Below are 20,505 nucleotides of genomic sequence, written 5' to 3'. Positions count from 1 at the left end.
ATTTATCAAATAACATCAAGAGCATTTTCTGTATTGATTTAGATTCTGTTTATAACCTGGATAACTGATCGTCATATATCGTTCGGCATCCTTAGAAGATGCTTCATAATATATAGTAGATTTATAATACATAGCTAAGTTTAGTTTTGTGGGATAACGATAAAATACATCTCTAAAACGTTTAACAGGATTGCTTCTTAAAACATAGCATTCTTCTAGAAACAAAATATCATTGTTCATATCTAAAGCATCTAATAGTGATACTTTTGATGATATAGGTTTTACCTGTTGAGAAAATAGACTTTCGGAAGCGTAAGTAGCTCTTTTGTTATTAAATAAAAAATAATCTCTCGATATAATTAAAACTGTAACTATTAATACGCTCATTAGAGTCATTAACAGAGCATTCACCTTTACCTGTTTAGTTTCATATATTTCTTGATATAGAATACCAACATAAAGACCAACTGGTAATAAAAAGTAGGCATATGCAAATGGATATTCAAGCATACAATGTATAAAAAAAGCAGTAATAACAAGGAAGAATATTAGTTGATTCGGAGTGTTTATTTTTTTTAAGGTTTGCAGAAACCAAATAACCATAATCCCTATGATTGATATACCTATAGGTATGCCAGTCCAGACTATAATGTCCAAAAATAAATTGTGTGAATACTCAAGCCAGATATCAAGAGGATATTTTAGCGTTACCGATGTTTGCGCCACTGAAGTTTGGTTCCAGCCATATCCAAACCATGGTTTATCCATTATGGCTATGATTATTTGTTTCCATATGTAGAGTCGTGAAGAATCAGAGCTGATTCTTTCCGTCACAGTTAGACCTTCATTTTGGAAAAACAAAGTAATATAGGGTAAAGTCACGGCAAAGCAGAAAAACAGCATAGAACTTCTTAACATAGTGCTAAAAAGGTTCAGTTGTTTTTTGAAAAAAGTGATAAATAGTATGGCGATGAATACCAACCAGCTCGTTCTAGACTGAGTAAGCACTATACCTGTCATTAAAATAATACTTACTACAGTATAGAGCTGTATTTTTATTTTGTTATTTTTAAATAAGAGCAGATTAGAAAAGAACCCTATGAATAGCAGAGTAGCTAAATTATTAGGTTGACCTATATTTGCGAAGGGTCGGCGCGAGCTACTATCTAATAGTAATACAGAATGGTAAAGACCACTCCACTGTATCAACTGTAGTACTACACAAAATAGACTCACGAAGACGAAGAAAACAGAGAGTCTTTCTATATCTGTTGATGACTTATTAAAATTAGCACCACTAATTATACTTAGAAAAAAAACACTGATATAGATAAGTGATAAAACAAACTCTTGGGTAAAAAACAATATTCCGAATAAATATTGAACTAGAGGAATGAATGCTATAAAGCCAAAGGCATACACGACTCTTTTATCAATTTCGATATTATTACGATAAATTTGTGATGATATTAATATTATTAAGGCCGAGATAGCACATAAATCCTGAAATGCACTCACCCATGGTGACATAATAATAGGGCTAAGATAACCTAGCCCTATTATTAGATAAAAAATTAGCATCTATATTGAATTAAACTTATGTTTAACGGCATTCAGCTGGAACATATTTTTCGAAGCCAGTAGCTGTAGTACATTCCCATGTTACACCACCACCATCATATTTAGGTGTTAAAGTAAGAGGAACTGATTTAGCGTCTGCTGTTGTCGTTACAAGAATAATACCTGTTGTCGGCGCACAATCAGATGATATTACGTTATTTGTAGCATTTGAAGCACCAATAAGCGAAACTCCTGCACAGTTATCATTTGTTGTACTTATCGTAGTACCACCAGCGCTAATAATGTTTTCTGAAACAGTTGCTTTCATAGAAGATGCCGTAGTAACAGCTTCAGTCACGCGAGCACGGGCTGTGTAATCACTGTAAGCAGGGATAGCGATCGCAGCTAGGATACCGATGATAGCGATAACGATCATTAATTCGATTAAGGTAAAACCTTTTTGAGCGTTCATAGTATGTCCTTTAGGGTAAGGTGATAACAAATCTATTGATACACTATTCGGTATCACTATCTGCCATCTATTATAAATATAGGGTTTGTTAGTTTGAGTAGTGACTTAACTTACTCATCTAACTGTCTTGTTATTATTGTTGCAGGTAATGTGCCAACTTTTTAGTCTACCTTGATTTTTTACTATGAAAGTACTGCTACTGATAGTCAGTTTTGCTTATGTATACTAGTTATCTATAGCTTATATTCACTTGGTTTATAGTATGTAAAGCCACTAGAAATAAGGTATTAAACAGTATTTATCCTAAGCTTAAAATGAAAAAACAGCTACAAATTAGCATATATAGGCTGATGACAATTTTTGTCTACTAATGATTGTTACTGTTAACTTACTGAAAATTGTCAATTTAAGTGACAATTAGATGTCTAAGGTAAAGTGGCGTGACATTTTTTGTCAAGCTACTGACTCAATATTATTGACAGCCGAATAAAAAAGGTCTGTCCTAGATAATAAAAATATCTAGGACAGACCTTTTACAGTATTTGAAACATGCTATATACGTATCAGATAAAATCATTTGAACTTCAAAGCCAATTATTTACAAATTACGAGTTTATTTATTCCAATAATCACCAGTACCGCAAGTAGTCGAGCGACACTTAATATTCTGATAATTTAAACTAAGACTACTATCAACTGCCATTTGACTTCCTAATATTGGCGTCGCTGTAATAGTCCATTTGGGAGTAAGAGGGTCAGGAGTAATCACTACAGTATATAGCGGAGTACCTTGACTAGGATAGTTACCTTCTAATCCAGTTTTGAGTGCATTACTATAACTGCCTTGCACTAGTTTTCGGCTTTCAATCTCTGATGCTATGTTTTGCAGCTCACTCATCATATCAGTACGTTTGGTTTTGATGACGTATTGCTGGTAGCTTGGATAAGCAATCGCTGCAAGCACACCAATAATAGCGACGACTATCATCATTTCTATTAATGTAAAGCCACGCTGCTGTAGTAATGAATTGTTAGATGTTTTATTGACCATAAACATTACCACTTCTCCTCCCCAGTACCGCAGTCAATCGAAGTGCTAGTAACTGTTCTATCGGTACTTTTACACTGTACACCTATACTCGTGGTCATAATAATATGAGCATCTGAATTTTTAAACCCTTCATTTGGCTCCGCTAACATACGCCATGAGTTACCAGCAGTAGAGTAAGCCGTACTTGTAGGTGTCAAACTGTTGCCTGTAGCACCATCTACGAGGGTAATCTGATAATCATAGTTTGTACTATCACTTCCATCTGGCACATATACTATTGTATTAGTAACTGTATCGTCATAGCCATGACTGATCGACCCATCACTTGCCAGTTTTCTTGGCTGAAAGCCTTTATATGTCAGCGCGGTGGCGCGCCAACGATTCAGTTCTATCTCTAGCTGCTGCATACGTGCTTGAGCTTGCGACTCAACATTCCTCACAAGATACTGTCGATAAGACGGAATAGCAATAGCGGCTAAGATAGCCACTATCGTAATGACTACCATCAGCTCAATAAGGGTAAATCCAGACTGACTTTTTAATGTTTTCATATTCATGCGATTACCCCTATTAATCTACTTCATACCATCTTTTTGGCTGTAGAGTGAAGCGATCATTGAATATGTACTCACCGGCTGTCCCATCACCTAGAATTTGGTCAGCCACTGTCAGACCTTGGCGTTCATCAATAGGGCTATCACCACCTTTACTCGAATCAGTGCCAAAATCAACTCTATCTTGAGTACGTTCAGTCAGTGTTTGCGTACCAATAAGTAAACGCTGATTAGACAATGTTGAACTACGAGGGCCTAGTGTTAGCTCTTGGATCCCCTGACCTGCTCTAGCAAATCCACCCGTACCGTTTTCAGACGTATCATCTGTACAGATACCATAAGGCAAGCAGTAAAGTTGTCGCTCTGAGCCACCAACGATTTGTGCTGTACAAGAATCTGTGGTTCCATAACTCATATCTGGATTATATACAGTGGTATACAGGAAATTACTGATCACTTCTGATTTACCAATACCTTTGGTATATCTAACATTGTTATAACCATCAAAACGATTGAGGGGATAGTACCAACCTTGTCTTGCACCAGTTCTCATAGTATTGATCGCTGCATCTTTCTGATCAAATGTATAACCATCAGTTGGCTGAGTACCGAGAGCCGCGGGCAAAGCAGTTAATGCTGCATCATTTAAATCAACGACATCCTGATTACCACTGGTCGTCGCAAAATCGCTTGCATAAAAGATAGTGTCTGCTTTAGTCACATCATTATCGATGATGCCATATAGTCGATCGGATTTTGTGGTATCACGTATTTTAGATAAAGGTGAGCTGCGATCGCCTGAAATAGCATTCACTAAAGCAAATAATGTATTATTCACTGAGTTACGATAAAAGCTCACAACAGGACGCTCATAAAAACGATAATTGTATTTTGTATCAGTGCCTGTGTATGCACTTGCTAGTACACGAGTAACTCTTGTGTTGGTAAACGAGCTCTCAGGTGATGCTGCTCCTGATGTAACAGGCTTAACAAAACCTGCATTGGTAAAGTCTGCACGAAATATTTGACCACCTAAATCTGCAAAATAGAGATGATCCATAAAACCATCATTATCACGGTCTAGGGTAGTAACACCAGCGACGATACTGTTTGTCATACTACTAACCGTTCTTGATGCAGTACTGTCACTAGAAGCAGACCATATCAACGCTCCTGTATTGGCATTGATGATATAGACAGCATTACCTTTGGCCGATGATGTATTTGAACAAGTACCTAGTGCTGTATCGATGATGCCAACCTGAAAACTTTCGTTTTCGTAGCACGTATCATAACCACCACCAAACACCAACACATCTGTACCAGTATCAGTCTCGCTGGTTTTTATTTTTGCTTCAGTAGGCTTTGACCAAATTTGCCCCATTCTACTAAAGTTAGATGTCGCTGGAGTGATAGAAAACAGCATACTAGGGTTGTCTGGATCGTGAAGATCCATACCATAAAAAGCTTCACCACCTAGACGTAGGCCACCATAAGCAAAAAGGCCTTTATCATTAGTAGTATCAATATCAACTCTTAAGTTGGGGAAGTCATATTTGTAATCAGCAGTCACTAGCCATGGTGCATCGATACCGAAATTTGGTGACCCTATATCAGTCTTCGTTGCATCTTTAACGAGTCCAGCTGATTTGTTTGAGTCTTTTAGTATCTCTCTTGGGATAATAACGAACCTTTCTCTGCCACCATCACCTGTCGCACTATAATCGTCAGCATTTACTAAGTGCAAGCCACCTTCAGTAGAACCAAATAGTACATAATCATCACGTTGGTCTGTTACTTTGCCATCAACATCTAAAGTAGCAGAATAGGAGACTGAAGCTGGCGTTGAGTGTAGCGTTGCACCAACAACTTTGATCGGTACTGAAGCGTTAGCAGTCGTCAACGTCATGTTTTTGACAAGCGTCGCTGTGCTAGGAAGGGTATCAAATCCTAAAAAGTTAAGTAACTTTCTTAAAGTATCTTCAGAATAAGTCGTTGAGTCATTAAACGTAGTACTCGACAAAGGCGTATTATCTAAAGTCACTTGCCCTGCATTATTCACACCGAATTTTCTCAATACCGTAGCATCAGCATCGGTAGTATTAACAGTCGTACTTCTCAAATCTTCTACGTATAAAGCTCTGACTGTAGAGACGCCTGTCGTTGGTGTATTAAGTCGTGCATAAAACCCACCAGATGCCACACCGCTATTAGCATTAGGGTAATCCCTATCTGACCATAGATCTTGAGTCGCTGGATCTAACTCCCCTGCTACATTTTCAAACAGCTTTCTATTATTTTGACCATACAACGTGCCTTCATTTAAGCTATATTTTTTCATATTACCCTTCCAGATTACTGAATTTTCAGCGACCTTGGACTGTAATGTTGGATAATAAGCAACCGCGAGCTGACTATTGGCACGATAGGGATCATCAGGAATGATAATAGTACCTGAAGGAGTAGTTGGTAGTTCTTGATTCAAGTCACTGACGAAGGCTGTAATACTATTGACAATATCATCTGTAGACTGTGCCGAGTAAAAGCCACCTTCACCGAAGCCGCCAACACCAGTTAACTCATCATGAGACTTTTCTCCCCAGTTACACGCGTTTCTTGCATCTACGGTTCCTATTTTTTCACAATTATAAAAATCTCGATCTGTGGTGACGCCTGTTTTTGGATTAGTATAAGGTAAGTTACGAATGATTCTGTCTTCTATATTTGTTTTCTTTTCATCTGCTACTCTATCAATATCAAAAACTGAACCAAAACCAACCACTGCAGTATATATTTCTCGATCTGTACCTAATGGATTCTTTGTTGGGTCACGTAAAGCTTTGGCAAAGGCCCCGACCGCAGGTGTACCACTATCATAACTACCATTACTTGTACTACTGCCTTGTGGCAAACTATTCGATGCTGTAACCGAGAAAGCATTTCCTTTAGTTCCTAATGCAGCCTTCATTAAAGGCACAGGGTCAGGAGCAGTGTTTGGCTCACCATCGGTTAAAAAGTAAATACCACGGCCATCACAGCTAGAAGCTGATGACAGTGGGCTGATATAGTTGCTACTATTTTTTGAAGATGTTACAGAATTATTAAAACCACTATAACTACTGCTAGTAGGCGTGTTAGTGCCTAACATATAAGCGCCAACTTCTGCATAAGCGTTTGCTGTTGGTGTACCATTAAATCCAACCAAATTGGCTACTGCTGTTTTAATTGCTAAACGTTGAGTATTATTCAGCAAAGCTGCTGGCACTAGAATTTTGCCACTTCTACCATCGGCAGTTTTGAGTATATTATTCTCATTACTTTGTGTAGAGAACTGTCCTATCCCAATAGATACTTTTTTGGAATCCAACAGCGTATTATCCATCAAAGTAAAAATGGCATCTTTTAGACGAGTCAGGCGATCATATACCTTTTCGCCTGTAAAATAGTACTGATTGCCACTACCAGAAGTTATATATTCATATCCTGCAATCGATGGTGCCTGATTAAGCTTTTTATCGCAATCGGCAAAGCTATAATCACTAGACCCAGAGCCATTGCTAGAACCACAGCGGTACCATTTATTTTTATCATTTACATCTAAACGATAAAAATATCGGGCGTTATTACTACAGAAATTTCTGATGTATTTAGGATTAGTATTTGACCACTCAGCTCCAACTGCAGAAAAGGTTTTTCCTCCAGGTAAATCACAAGCATAATTGACTTGATTTATAGTCATACTACCTGATGTATCTAGCATCATGGTAATGGTAGTCTTGCCACCTTCAGCCGCTTTATAGATCTCTAAATCACCAATTTTTTTTCCGGCCACATCTGCCTGCGACACAGGTATCACCATCATAGATGCCATGACGACGACTAAGTACTTTAGTGATACCTGAAGTTTGTTAGATGATAGCGGTACGTTGTCAAGTCGTTTCATGACTTTTGTCCTTGTATATAAGATAAAGCTAGTGATTTATCGGACTAAGGTGTGGTTGAGAGCACACATTGAGTATCCAGTGATCCTGATCCTGTACCAAATGGGATACATAAGGTAGCAGAAGAAACGTTCTCAACATCAGCTTGCTCATATAGCATTTTGCTTGGCGTAGTAGCCTTTAGCAGACAGTCATTCAATGAGTTTTTCCCTGATGCTACATTAGCGCCGATACTTGTTTTTGCAAAACAAGAACCATCTGTATCTTTAGGCTCACTATAAGAGGGCAAAGCAGAAGTGGCTCGAATATCAAACTGATATTTTTTACTGGTTCTATCTTCCACTTCTTTACCAAGAACCATATGTGAAAAGGCTTCTGCACCGGCAGCAGTAGGAGTCGTTGTTACGCTGACTTGCGTCAACACAGTTTGCCTGGCACTAGTATAGCCATCTGCACTTGTATAATCACATATACCATTGTTTAAGCTACTCCAGAAACCACCAGTAGGTTGTCTCACCGTCGCATTTGCTGTCAAATATCTTTTTGTACGAGGATTAAAGCAATAAATAAACTCGTTTGTTGAGTTTTCTTCATTTAATAAAAAATGACCAAACACGCCTGCTACACTGGTTGCGTCTTTGTATTCAGTCGATGTCGAACTACCATTGATCATCGCTTCTAACTTTTGATTGGCACTATCAGATGATTGTAATAAAACCGTATTGATCTGATCGCTAGTTGCAATCTTAAGATTTGTATTACTTTGTCTGACCGCTATTGCTCCTGCCAACATTATGAGAACTAGAAACAATAACACCACTATCAATGTTGCACCTTGCTCACTACTACGATATGTCAGGTTAATATCGACACTTTTTGATTTCAAACTTGATGGATAGCGGTCATAAATCATCTTTAGTCTCTCTACTCAGTTTTGTAAGCTAGTACTGACATTTACTACACGGGCATTACGCAGTAAGGTCGTAGTCTCATAAGTCGAACGTACTTGTTGCGTACGATTAGCATCTGTTTTTAGCTTATTGTCTTGACCTAACAAAGTAAATTCATCTTGGTCAGTACTACCGAATACAGCCGTGCTTCCATGTACAATAATACCTATCTTGAGCGATATTATTGCGGGCTTGTCAGACATAGCCATGTATGCGCTACTTGGCAAATACATCACTTGTCCAGCATTGGCACCACTCGCCTCTTGGGTACCTAATAAAACTTTGAACTGGTCGACATTAACGATAAACTCCTGACCTGCTTGACCGAACTGACGTGAGTCCGTTGGCGTCGTGTCTATGCCACCAGACTGATTAACACGTCCCGCATCACAGGCTAAAACTAAGTCTCTAATAACTCCCGTACTGCTCGAACCTGTTGCTTGACGCAAAAAATAACGTTCTACTACGATATCGTTTACTGCAATATCTGACCCTTCACAATCACTTAAAGTATCGTCTGTAATATTAGTATATTGGATCGTTAACTGGTCGCTACCTACAATAGTGTTTGAAACGCCCGTCCAGCCATTAGTGCCACTAGTGCTATCACCAGCTCGTCTCGTCAAATAACCAGTATCGTTGTAAGTCGCTGCTGTAATACCAAGATTGACACCTGTTAATACGATGCCACCGTTTACAGTAGCACTATCAATTTGAGTAGAAGGATTTCCTAAATTCGCCAAGCGCATATGTTGTTCTAGTTGCTGTAGACCAAACACACTAGCATCTTGTAACTCGCTACCACTCGCTTGAATACTACTGGTCTTTACATTAATTATATAAACTTGAATGACAGCAGCAGATACTATTAGACCAAGTACTAAGGAGATCATTAGCTCTATTAAAGTAAAACCTGCCTGATTGTAATGGCTATATTCACGGTTATGAGGAAATATCATCAGTAAGCCTCCATAATAAAGCACTCTGCGCCGTTTTTATAAGTACCATTTGCATTAGCACATGCATCTGCTGCAGTATCATCTAATGCAACTGTTGTGTCTCCCCAACTAGCTACAAAGCACTGACGTTCTTGGTTGCCTGATGTTGATGGACAGCCGCCTGGAACCATACCAATGCTAATATCATTCTCACCTGCATACGAATTTATTAATAGTCCATCACGTGTCGCAAGCTGATCAATAGTACAACTGTCTGCTACTGTCGGTGCAGTATCTGTATTTTTTATACAGCTATCTTTCGTTATACCGGTACCATCAACATTGATAGAATTTAAGGTGCTATTTATAGCGGTTTTAAAAGCACTAATACCACTTGGGTTGGTGCGCATTGTCTCTGCACCTCCTCTCATAATAGTCAAAGAGCGTGTGCGCATTAGGCTTTCATCTGTTGCTTTTATCGCTGACATTTGCATGGCACTAAATCCTAAAACAGCCACAGCTAGTAACAGTAATGACACCATCACTTCTATTAGTCCTACGCCTGCTTGCGTGCTTTTAGTATTCATCAACAGCTCCCAGCATTTATAGTATTAACATTAGCAATTGTAGTGAGTTCTACTTGTTTAGGTGTCTCATTATCAGACCCGCTATCACAGATCGTATATAGGACTGTCGCGCTATTATCTATTGTCTTATTTGGTTTAAAAACAATGTTATTTACAGTAGACGGTGTAATCATCTGAGTGACCGTACTCCTGTCACTAATATCGTAGCTAGAGATATCGACATTATTAGCTTGCAGTGTAATCGTCTGAGGGCTAACAGTGTCATCATATATAACCGTTATATCTTGACGGCGGATAATACTTTCGACCTTGGCTTCTTTTAATGCAGTAAGTAGTGTCGAAGTAGTAGATTTCACACGCTGATTGGCAAACTGAGTATTCATACTAGGCGCCGCGATACTAACAATAATGGCAAGCACAGCAATGGTTACCATCAGCTCAATTAGAGTAAATCCGGAGCTGTTCATTCGTAAACTGATTGGTAGACTATTTGTAGATGCGTTCACATCAAATCCCTATTTATAACGGCCATTGTCTGTCTGATAGCGATGCTAAGTTCCGCTGAAAGCATTAATCATGGACTCATATTTTTATAGTATTTTCGCTAAACTTTTTATGTTTATAGAACATAAAACCTGCAATTTTTATTCCACAATTTTTAGTTGCTATCTAATAACGAAGTAATAGCGGATGCGTCAATAGTACAAGCTATCTAGAACTTGTCATTTTTATCGTATTATTCAATTCAGCGGTGAGAGAAGTGTTTTGTTGATAGCCAACAAATTACTATATACAGTTTTCACAATATAGCGCTAAGGTAACAAATTAGCAACATGTTAGCATGTTCTGAGTAGATGAAAGTAGCTATTAAGGTTGGCTTCCATGTGCTAGAGCATAGGCGGACAAGGAATATTTATTATGATTTTGGTTACCTAACGTGGTTGCTTTTGGTACAGACAGTACACGTCCTAATGCCTGTAAGCTGGCACCTGTGGTTGCAACATCATCGAATAGTAATAAGCGTTTGACGGGTGGATTTTCTATCAATACAAAGGCATTGTCTAAATTACTTAAGCGCTCTGCACGCGTGAGTCCTTGCTGACTGATCGTATCATCAACTCTCATGATGCCGTGCCACAATGGTATCCGCCAATGCTTAGACAGTTGTGCTGATAAAATACTCACTGGATCGAACCCACGTTTTACTAATCGTTGATCGGTCGTTGGCATTGCAACAATCACGCTATTATCATGATGACAACCACGCGGTCGTGGTAACTGACGTATAGCATGTAGCAGTATTGGCAGTTTGGTTATATCTTCGTGATGTTTAAAGGCTCTAATGGCTTGACGAATCGGATAGTCATAATAGGTGGCAGCCTGAATAGACAATGAAGTACCAGCAGAAATATCAACCTCGAAAGGCTTGGGTAACCACGCTATACTATGATGACAGTGAGCACACAGTAGCCCTCTATTTAAGAGGCGATAAGCCTGTTGCATCAATTTGGCAGAGAAAGGATTATCATTTGAGGGTCTAAATACTGCATTGGTATTTAGTGAATCATTACTATTTAGCGCTGATTGGCTTTGTAATAGCTGAGACTGTGATGAACTACGATAAACACGGCATAACTGGCAGCGTACGTCTAGATACTCTGCCAGCCATAGCCCAGTTTGATAGAGCGCTAATCGCCACATAAATGACTATCAATGCCCATGCTACTAGAATCCTTTCCAATCATTGAGAATAACACCAATACCGATAGCGGTAGTTTCGTCATTATAATCGATAAGAGACTCACCATACCCTTGGAACAACTGTACGTAACCATTAACGTTTTTGCTTAGTGGATAGACGTAGTCAATTTGAGCAGCGCCTTTATTGGTATCTGGATTATAGCGCAAGGTGCCACTGATACTCTGTTGATCTGGCAAATCATATAAGAATTTGACGTCGCCATAGCCCATATAATCTTCGATATCTGGGTTATCATCTTGATCATCATCATCGTCTACTCTGACCCATAAACGAGGTACAACCGAGAAATTACCCCACTCAGCACCAGCCATCAAGTAAAGACGATTCCATGAACGTGACAAAGGATCATCCTGTCCATTTGACTGATGCACTGCTCCTGCGCCTAACATACGCAGACGCCCACCAAAGGGTAAGTTAGCCGCTACAGGTTGCGTCAAAAATATTTCAGGCTGATAATCAGTTGCTCGGAATGGTCGTGAGTTGTCTTCGTTATAGACCTGCCAATGCGACTCTTGCGTATAACCAAACCAAAGATCAGCATTGGTATCGAACAAATCTTCAGCGACTTTAGTTTTTAAAGACAGCTGAAATTTGAGCTCGGTTTCACGTCTATCATTAGCAGTAAGATTGACTGTATCTTGTGACGGTGTGCTTGGACTCAAGTTAGGATCAGCAGTATAAAATACGGGCAAAAGATAATTAGGATTGTGCGGTCTAATAGTCCATGTACCGCGCTCACTGTTTTGATCTAGATCATAGGCTAGACTGAGTGGCGAGTATTTTTCAATATCTGCTTGAGTGACACCAACATTTTCTAAAATCTGCGCCGTATTTTGAGTTTCACTAGTTAACTCTGCGCTATTACTTGCCTCTAATTTACTTGCAGCATATCGCTGGTTACTCACTACAACCGTCTCGGCATCTTCAACGGTCGTGCCTTTCATCGTGCTCTCAGCCTCAGCCAACACCACTTGTGGATTACCAGATATTGTGCTTTTGAAGGTTTTTGCCAAATCTAATGGCTGTTTAGTCGATGTGTAGCTTGGGGTCTTACCTTGCTCAGCAACTTTGTCAAAACAGGCTAAGCGTGCGGAACTGATCTGTACTTGGGTACAATCAAAAAACAACTTTGCCTGCTCAGCAACAAACTCTTTGCTCACTACTTTGCGGTTTGTTTCAGCCGTACTTGAGGTTTTTGACTGCTCATCCATACCTTGTGGTATTTCAGAATCTTCATAGTCAAATGCTGTCTCTGGTATTGGCAACTCATTGTAAGTTTGCGTATTGTCGGCAGCATGCACTTGCACTGTCAAGCAAGCTAATGCGATTCCGATAGCAATGTTCAGATGATGTTTCTCTGTTTGAAGTAAGATATTTTTTCTCGCTTTGGTAAGGGGCATAAATGGGCGCTGTGCAGTGATATGGGGAAACATAAGTATCCTTTGTCCCACTGGCATCATCGCCAGCAAGTATATGAAGTAATGAAGTTGACCATTATCGTCATCGCTAAAATAGAACAAGACCCATAATATTCGGATATAAAAGTCCAAAACTGTCATCGGACATGCGTCTTTAGCATTGTTGCTTTATTGTAATGAAAATATGGATATTATACTAGCGTTATTGCCTTATAATACAAATGTAGATATGAATAAAAGATGTTAAACCAAGTGCTTAGTCTCATTATGATAGATAATCTTTGAGCACATTAAAAAAGCCAACATACTATCACCGTAGTATGTTGGCTCTTTCAAATTATCAAGCCTTAGCAAAAGACTTGCTCATGTTGTTAAGTAAGATTTATTGATGATAAGTCGCTAAGTATGAGTCGTTAGGTACGAGCTACTCATTATCAGTTATTAAGCATCGTCAGTGTTTGCTCAAACTCTGAACGACCAATTTCACCAACTTGTTGATTGACCAGTTGACCTTCTTGATAATACAGTAAAGCAGGTGGGCCAAATAATTTATAGCGTGACAAAATAGCTTTAGAGTCAGCAGTAGTCTCAGTGATATCAAGTTTAACCAATTGCCAGTCTTGCATCTGTAGAGGACGATTATGGAACAAGTTCTTGTCCATGATGCGACATTCTATACACCACTCAGCGGTGACATCTACTATGACTTTTGGATTGGCAGCGATAATGACATCCAACTCAGCCAACGTAGTGACCGTCTGATCTGTGACATTATTAGCAGCTGATGGGTTCGTCATCGACTGTGTCGTTGGCGATGCACTCAATGATGCAAGCGGATGTAAACTATCATCGTTACCTAATGCGGCACCTACCATCAAACAAGCCGCCCAAATACCTGCGAGTAAACCGAATGCTTGGGTGAGCATGCGACCTTTACCCAACCAGCTCCACGCCCATGTCGCTACTACCATGAACCATAGTGCCCACACTACTAGCATCACTGGTGATATAAAGACTCGTTCAATCAATAATAATGCCACGGCAAAGAGTAGTAAGGCAAAACCTTGCTTGACCCAGTTCATCCACTCGCCAGCTTTTGGCATGATTTTGCCTTGGGTTGCACCGATTAAAATAAGCGGGGCAGACAAACCAAACCCAAGCATGAATAGAGCAGCGAAACCGAGCAACGGGCTGCCAATCGTAGACACCGCAAGCAGCGCACCAAATAATGGGGCAGAGACACAAGGCGACACCACTAAAGCTGACAAGAAACCAGCGATCAAACTACCACCTGTACTCCCAAGCTTACTATCACCTGCTTGGCTCAACCCTTGCATTTTACTACTGATGCCTCTTGGCAATCGGATACTAAACAGACCTAGCATATAAAACGCCAGTAAAACGAAGACGATCGCAAAACTGATTAGGATGATGGGATTTTGTAGCCAACCAATAATGCCCAATGACTCACCGAACACCGCAATGACAGCGCCCAAAATACCATACGCGGTCGCTACACCGATGGCATAACTGGTGGTTAAGATAACGCCACGTTTAACCGTTGGGTTCTCTTCACGAGCGACAATATTGGCGACGATAGGCAGCATGGGCAATACACATGGTGTCAAAGCCAAACCAAGACCTGCTAAAAACAGTAAAATCAGTGCCAAGCCAGGATGCGTTCCTAAGCCAAAAGGATCGCTATCGACAACACTATTGGCAGCCGCTACCGTATCACTTTGAGCATTAACATTGTTAGCCGTGGTCTCTCCATCTGCTCCGGAAATTGTATTAGTCGCTGTCAGCTCACCATCTAGCGAGCCTTCATCTAGTAAAGCATAATCAATAACCTCATCATCTGCCTGTGCTTGCCCTGCTTCAGCATTGTCTGTATCAATATCATTTTCAGGCACCTGTGGGTCATCTGCTAGACTAGCGTCAGTTGCTAAATCAGCATTAGAGGTATTGGTGCTGTTTTCTACAGACTGCTGCGTTGTAGCAGCGATACTGATAGTCGTATTAATTTTTTCAGGTGGATAGCATAGCCCTGCCTTGGCACAACCCTGCCAACCAATGACGACGGCGGCATTGTCTACGCTTTTTCCACTTTTATTCGTCAAAGTCGTGGTTGCGACCATATTGATCTGATCAAATACAGGTACTTTTCCAAAGGTGGGATCATCAATCAGTACAGGCTTTTGACTAAAGGTGAACGGTGCTGCTGTCACCCCATCAGGCAGCGTTAGCTTGATTTTATCTTTATAAACATAATGCTCAGGCGTTATATCAAAATTAATGGCTAAGCGTGTGCCACTACCTGTAGCACTAGTGTCGGTAATGACCTGAAATGCTTGATCGACTGGTAGGAATTTTTGCTTTGCGTCACTCTTACTATTGCCAAACAAGTCACCCAATCCGGCCGCTTGCGTGGTCATAGACGTCGCTGCCAACCCAGTAGCAACTACACCAGTAGGTAACAGTCCTGCAAATAACGAGCTACTGCTTATCGCAAATGCCAGTAGATAAGACTCTTTAGCAGGACGGCTTAGCGTTAGCGATGAGGGTTTTTCTTTTGCCTTAATCGACATGAATGGCTACCTATTTATTACCAATATTCTATTTATGACCAAGATATAGAGCGACTTATTAGCTATCTAACAGCAATATCGACCGTTGTTTTTACCTTTTCTGGTGGATAGCACAAACCTGCAGTGGCACAGCCTTGCCAGCCAATCACAACCGGCACATTCTTAGCACCTTTGCTATTCTTCGTGGTCAGCATCGTGGTGGCCACCATATTTCTTTGCGTAAACACAGGTACCTTACCAAAGGTTGGATCATCAATTGAGACAGGGGATTGACTAAAAGTAAACGGCGTGGCGCTCACGCCTTTAGGAAAATTTAAGGTTAATTTATTCTTATAGACATAATGGCCTGGTGTGATATCAAAATTAATCGATAAGCGCGTGCCTTTAGATGTCGCCTTAGTACTGCTAACCACTTGAAAGGCTTCATCAACAGGCAAAAACTTTGATTTGGTATTACTGTTATTGAACAGCTCACCCAAACCAGCTGCCTGCGCACTCATGGATGTCATTGACAATCCAGCCATTAACGAAGCACTCATCACAGTAAATGCAAGCACGTAAGATTTGTTAGCCGCACGCTTTTCTATTGCGGCTGATGTTGACGTTTGGATTGACATGAATAACTACCTTTGATTGCTACTTTTAAGGACTGATGGGAAAAACCTAGACCGGCTTTCTTGTATCCAAATTATCTAAAAATGACTGTCTCATACAAAGTTTTATAACGTAAAGACTTTATATAACGGCTTTTATTTTATCTCTTGATAAAAAACATCAACCAATAATTGCCTTATTGATTGATTTTGAGCGATGACTCATTTAAATAGTCAAACATCCCACCTATACACGGTTCTTTTAGTAGAACTCTGTACTGATACTCTCAATAATAATGAATAGCATAATGGCTAATTTCTATAAGAATCGCTTCTGGATAATACTGACTTCTCAAATAAGGCTCACTATAGCTTGATGACTGGTTTTACCATAGTAAAAATGTGACTCAGTCAATAATATACAACAGTAAGCAAATATTAAGAAAGCTAAGGTAAGGTTTAGAAAGTAGCTATATTGGACATTCGATAATGAAAGGAACAAGTCAAGTAATCAGTGATAACGCTCGCTCCAACCATTCGAATCTTTGGCAAAATTAGGAAAGACAGAGCGCTAAAGAGCAATACAAATACAGCCATACTCAATAATAATATCTAACGATAAATTTGAGAGAGTCAAAACTTAAAGAAGTGGCGTAGAGTCGCTACTATCTGGCATTATTCCTTGCAATAGCAGAACATCTAAATGCTGTTGTTGCAGTTTTTTGTCAAAGTCATTTACTTCTGCAATCAGCATTCTTTCAATACGCTTGTCACTAGCAAACACACTCAATCGCGCACAGATAACCGCCAATTGATAGATACGTTTTTTACAATAACCATCTAACCCTTGCAACAGCCTGACCATATGCGGGGTCTCGAGACTGGCATAGTCATAATCTGCAACGACCGGCTGACTAAGGGCCGTAACGCCGTAGCTGATAGACAAATGAGCACAGAAATAACAGCTAAATAAGTAACCAACGACATGCCCAATATAATAGCCGCGGTCATAGGTAAAGCTACTCACACCAAAGTGGCCAAGCACATAGCTATTGAGACTGCCTTGATCACGAATAGGTTTACCATATTTTAGCTTACCCACAGTTGCAAAACACAACGGGTTGCGACCATCTTGGGTAGTCAACTGCCACCCTACTGGTTGTTGGGCTGGCATGTGACGGATAATATCGGCGATGATATCATCAACCACATGTAACTGCTGCCAAAGACGCTCTAGCCCATCCGTATCCATCAAACCGCGCTTATCGAGCTGTTGAGCAAGTAGATACTGCTGATGTTCTGCAAACTGTAACTTAAGCGTTTGTACCAGATAAGTCGGACGTGTACTGGCAGAAGCCATATATAACAGCCGAGTACGCTCATGCTGAGCCTGATAAAGCGCCACTCTCTGTTCAGCAATATTATTCTGGTTATCAGCAGGTTTTTGCGTGGTCGAATGGCTATGAGCAAGCCCAGTAGATGAAGTTTTAGACGTTACTTCAACCTCTACCCCTTCAGCCACCATCTCTTCTGAATTTGGTAAGGTAAACAGCGCTAGCAATGTCGCCTTATCAAGTGGCTCGGCTATATTGTCTTGTTCCGTACTTTCTACAAGGCATGGATTATCCTCAACCTTGTCTGTAGCGTTGTTTGTACTTGTATTGCTTTGTTTTTTGGCAGACGCAGCAGAGCCTTTTTGGCTATTGGCTTGTGCGCTTGGCTTTGCGGTCGGTTCAGTCATAACATACCATCAGCAGCAAAAGTAAACATCATCTAGACCATACGATATTCCTGCCATACAGTGAAATATCATACGCTAAAAATAAGCACGCACGCCTAGACAACTCATTATTCCATAGTACCTTAACACGAGCACATTGTCAGCCATACATCATCAAAATACCAGGCGTAGCAGTCAGATAAAAAGTCTCTATCGACATCTCATTCACCATGGTTAAAAATAAAAAAAGCGCTAAAGGCTCAGTGGTGCCCTTAACGCTTTTAATGTAAATAAGTGCGATGAGCACAAGCTAAGCCATTATTTTTTTTTGATATTGCTGACGATACACTTTAGGGGACACCCCATAAACACGCTTGAATGCTTGGCTAAAGGTCGAGTCTGACGCATAGCCAACCAGCGAACTAATACGGCTGATACTGTTTTGCTGTAAGCGCAAATAGCGTGCTGCCAATCGTAGGCGGTAATCAATTAAATAGGTCAACGGCGGCATCCCAACTGTATCTTTGAAACGTTGTGCAAAGCTTGAGCGTGACATACCCGCTACTTCGGCGAGATTATGAATCGTCCAACTTTGGCTTGGGTCTTCATGCATCGCGGCCAACGCTTTGGTTAGAAATGGATCTTTCATCGCCTTGAGCCAGTTTTCTGTGGCCTCAGGCAGACTTTCAATATACACACGTAAGCACTCAATCATCATAATACTTGCCCAGTGATTAATGACCGCAGTCTTACCCATGCGTTCACGTTCAGCTTCTAGTGTTAAGAGCTTAATCTCGACATCGATGACTTCGAACCTACCATCGGCTGCATCATTAATTTCAGGCAAAATCGGAGGCAGTACAGATAGTAAAGGACGTATCATTTCTTTGTCATATTTGCATTCAATCAATATCAAAGATGAATTGGGATCACCGTTACCATTGATTTCAAGCGTATTACTCTTACAATTAGGCAGTAAGTCATCCAACGATTCTGCAGCATCGCCATGATGGTTCAACGCGTAGCTAACATGCCTATGCGCATTAGGAATCATAATCATATCACCAGCATGTGCCTGCCGCAGACCATTACCAACGTCAATGCAAAAACTACCAGACATGACCAAATAAAATAAAATCGTATCTTGCCGAGTGATTGAGTAAGACCAATTACCAGTACCATTCAGGCGATAATATTTGGTTTCGAACAAATGCACATTTTGCAGCAGTACACTCAATGCATCCATTAGTTGCCCCTTCGATAATATAAGATCAGTCACCGCCTATAGCCAAACAATTATGAATCGCCACGGTAGTAGTGTCGCTTGATATACGATATGTACGTAGTGTTCTAGACTAATATAGATTTAACCATACTATAAGCAAGCAAAATCTATGTACGGCAGCACTAAGCTTGCTATGACTACGACATGGCTCTAGCTATTTTTATTTGATATAGTCGGTTCAGTATAATTTGGATATAAAGAAGGCTAGTGAAAGTACTATAAATAGTAGACTAAGCGAGCCTGACACCGTATCCAATTTATAGAAGATGGACTATAACTGATGTTGTATTGAATAAATCGTCTATACCAACCGTCTTTAAAACTTTATCATGATGCACAACTTAAAAGTTTATCTTTATTGGCTCATATAATAGCCATTAAGGAATAATGAAGAAGGTACAGAGACAGGTCGCTTATACAGAAGACTTGTCATCAAAACAAATCGTATAGACGCAAAAAATCGCCAAAAGTGGCAGAGACTGATTATTTATAAAGAGATTTATAGTGAGGTAAAGCTAGAAATACTAAAGAGAGGTAATGCAGAAAAAATTGGGGCGACTGATGGGACTCGAACCCACGACAACCGAGATCACAACCCGGGGCTCTACCAACTGAGCTACAACCGCCATAACTATTGCCTGATAAGACAAAATTTGCAGGCTAAATGGTGCGCCTGGCAGGATTCGAACCTGCGGCCACCTCCTTAGAAGGGAGATGCTCTATCCAGCTGAGCTACAGGCGCTCTTAGAGGACTTTTATACATTAAAGCCAGTTCTAAATATACCAGAAACTAAACCATTATACATAAAAAAAAGCCTGTAAGGCTCTTAAAAATAGATGGTCGGAGTGATAGGATTCGAACCTACGACCCTCTGGTCCCAAACCAGATGCGCTACCAAACTGCGCCACACTCCGAAAATTTCTATTATCACGATAGTTTGTTGCTTAACTTGTTATCATAAATACTGCTAACTCGTTAATGTTCCTCGCTATCGAGGTGCACATATTAAGCGGAAACGGTGGTAGTGTCAACACTTATTTTTGATTAATTTAAAAAATTTCTAAATTATTTCAAAAACACCTACT

Annotated in this window: 15 protein-coding genes and 3 tRNA genes; all 18 read right to left on the bottom strand. The window is 40.1% G+C overall.

The window, feature by feature from the left end; all coding sequences use genetic code 11:
* Positions 1-15: 15 nt before the first annotated feature.
* The 18 genes from ACZW67_RS00090 to ACZW67_RS00005 all read right to left on the bottom strand — a co-directional run bounded on the left by ACZW67_RS00090 (position 16) and on the right by ACZW67_RS00005 (position 20,334).
* Entirely contained in the window at positions 16-1,530 is a 1,515-nt protein-coding gene (locus tag ACZW67_RS00090; RefSeq protein WP_465181691.1) for an O-antigen ligase family protein, read from the bottom strand.
* Between the two features lie 73 nt (positions 1,531-1,603).
* On the bottom strand, positions 1,604-2,032 hold the full coding sequence (locus ACZW67_RS00085; protein ID WP_465181690.1) for a pilin: 429 nt from the start codon (positions 2,030-2,032) through the stop codon (positions 1,604-1,606).
* 613 nt (positions 2,033-2,645) lie between these two features.
* The gene (locus ACZW67_RS00080) at positions 2,646-3,089 is read right to left on the bottom strand and encodes a type IV pilin protein (RefSeq protein WP_465181689.1); all 444 of its coding nucleotides are present in this window, start codon (positions 3,087-3,089) and stop codon (positions 2,646-2,648) included.
* Positions 3,089-3,640, bottom strand: a complete 552-nt coding sequence (locus ACZW67_RS00075) for a type IV pilin protein (protein ID WP_465181688.1) — start codon at positions 3,638-3,640, stop codon at positions 3,089-3,091. Before ACZW67_RS00075 ends, ACZW67_RS00080 begins: the two co-directional genes overlap by 1 nt.
* Before the next feature lie 13 nt (positions 3,641-3,653).
* The gene (locus ACZW67_RS00070; RefSeq protein ID WP_465181687.1) at positions 3,654-7,580 is read right to left on the bottom strand and encodes a pilus assembly protein; all 3,927 of its coding nucleotides are present in this window, start codon (positions 7,578-7,580) and stop codon (positions 3,654-3,656) included.
* 44 nt (positions 7,581-7,624) lie between these two features.
* Positions 7,625-8,491, bottom strand: a complete 867-nt coding sequence (locus ACZW67_RS00065) for a pilus assembly protein PilX (protein ID WP_465181686.1) — start codon at positions 8,489-8,491, stop codon at positions 7,625-7,627.
* Positions 8,492-8,506: 15 nt separating this feature from the next.
* Positions 8,507-9,487, bottom strand: coding sequence for a PilW family protein (locus ACZW67_RS00060; RefSeq protein ID WP_465181685.1), 981 nt, complete (start codon positions 9,485-9,487; stop codon positions 8,507-8,509).
* Entirely contained in the window at positions 9,487-10,053 is a 567-nt protein-coding gene (gene pilV, locus ACZW67_RS00055; RefSeq protein WP_465181684.1) for a type IV pilus modification protein PilV, read from the bottom strand. The genes ACZW67_RS00060 and pilV overlap by 1 nt, the downstream gene beginning before the upstream one ends.
* Positions 10,053-10,559, bottom strand: a complete 507-nt coding sequence (locus ACZW67_RS00050) for a pilus assembly FimT family protein (protein ID WP_465181683.1) — start codon at positions 10,557-10,559, stop codon at positions 10,053-10,055. The genes pilV and ACZW67_RS00050 overlap by 1 nt, the downstream gene beginning before the upstream one ends.
* Positions 10,560-10,920: 361 nt before the next feature.
* Entirely contained in the window at positions 10,921-11,754 is an 834-nt protein-coding gene (locus ACZW67_RS00045) for a ComF family protein (protein WP_465181682.1), read from the bottom strand.
* Between the two features lie 24 nt (positions 11,755-11,778).
* Entirely contained in the window at positions 11,779-13,248 is a 1,470-nt protein-coding gene (locus tag ACZW67_RS00040) for a phospholipase A (RefSeq protein ID WP_465181681.1), read from the bottom strand.
* A 419-nt stretch (positions 13,249-13,667) separates the two neighbouring features.
* Positions 13,668-15,821 (bottom strand): protein-disulfide reductase DsbD, encoded by a 2,154-nt coding sequence (dsbD, locus tag ACZW67_RS00035; RefSeq protein ID WP_465181680.1) that lies wholly within the window; start codon positions 15,819-15,821, stop codon positions 13,668-13,670.
* 62 nt (positions 15,822-15,883) lie between these two features.
* On the bottom strand, positions 15,884-16,438 hold the full coding sequence (locus tag ACZW67_RS00030; RefSeq protein ID WP_465181679.1) for a protein-disulfide reductase DsbD N-terminal domain-containing protein: 555 nt from the start codon (positions 16,436-16,438) through the stop codon (positions 15,884-15,886).
* 616 nt (positions 16,439-17,054) lie between these two features.
* Complete coding sequence (locus ACZW67_RS00025) at positions 17,055-18,155, bottom strand: hypothetical protein (protein ID WP_465181678.1); 1,101 nt, start codon at positions 18,153-18,155, stop codon at positions 17,055-17,057.
* Between the two features lie 289 nt (positions 18,156-18,444).
* Positions 18,445-19,380 carry a helix-turn-helix transcriptional regulator gene (locus ACZW67_RS00020; RefSeq protein WP_465181677.1) on the bottom strand — a complete coding sequence of 312 codons (936 nt, stop codon included), beginning with the start codon at positions 19,378-19,380 and terminating at the stop codon, positions 18,445-18,447.
* A gap of 589 nt (positions 19,381-19,969) precedes the next feature.
* Positions 19,970-20,045 (bottom strand) — tRNA-His (locus ACZW67_RS00015).
* Positions 20,046-20,084: 39 nt separating this feature from the next.
* Positions 20,085-20,161: transfer RNA gene (locus tag ACZW67_RS00010), tRNA-Arg, on the bottom strand.
* A gap of 96 nt (positions 20,162-20,257) precedes the next feature.
* Positions 20,258-20,334, bottom strand: a tRNA-Pro gene (locus ACZW67_RS00005).
* Positions 20,335-20,505: the final 171 nt, after the last annotated feature.

The organism is Psychrobacter sp. TPE 89C (genome assembly GCF_055522395.1).
This window is presented reverse-complemented; position numbering and strand designations above follow the sequence as displayed.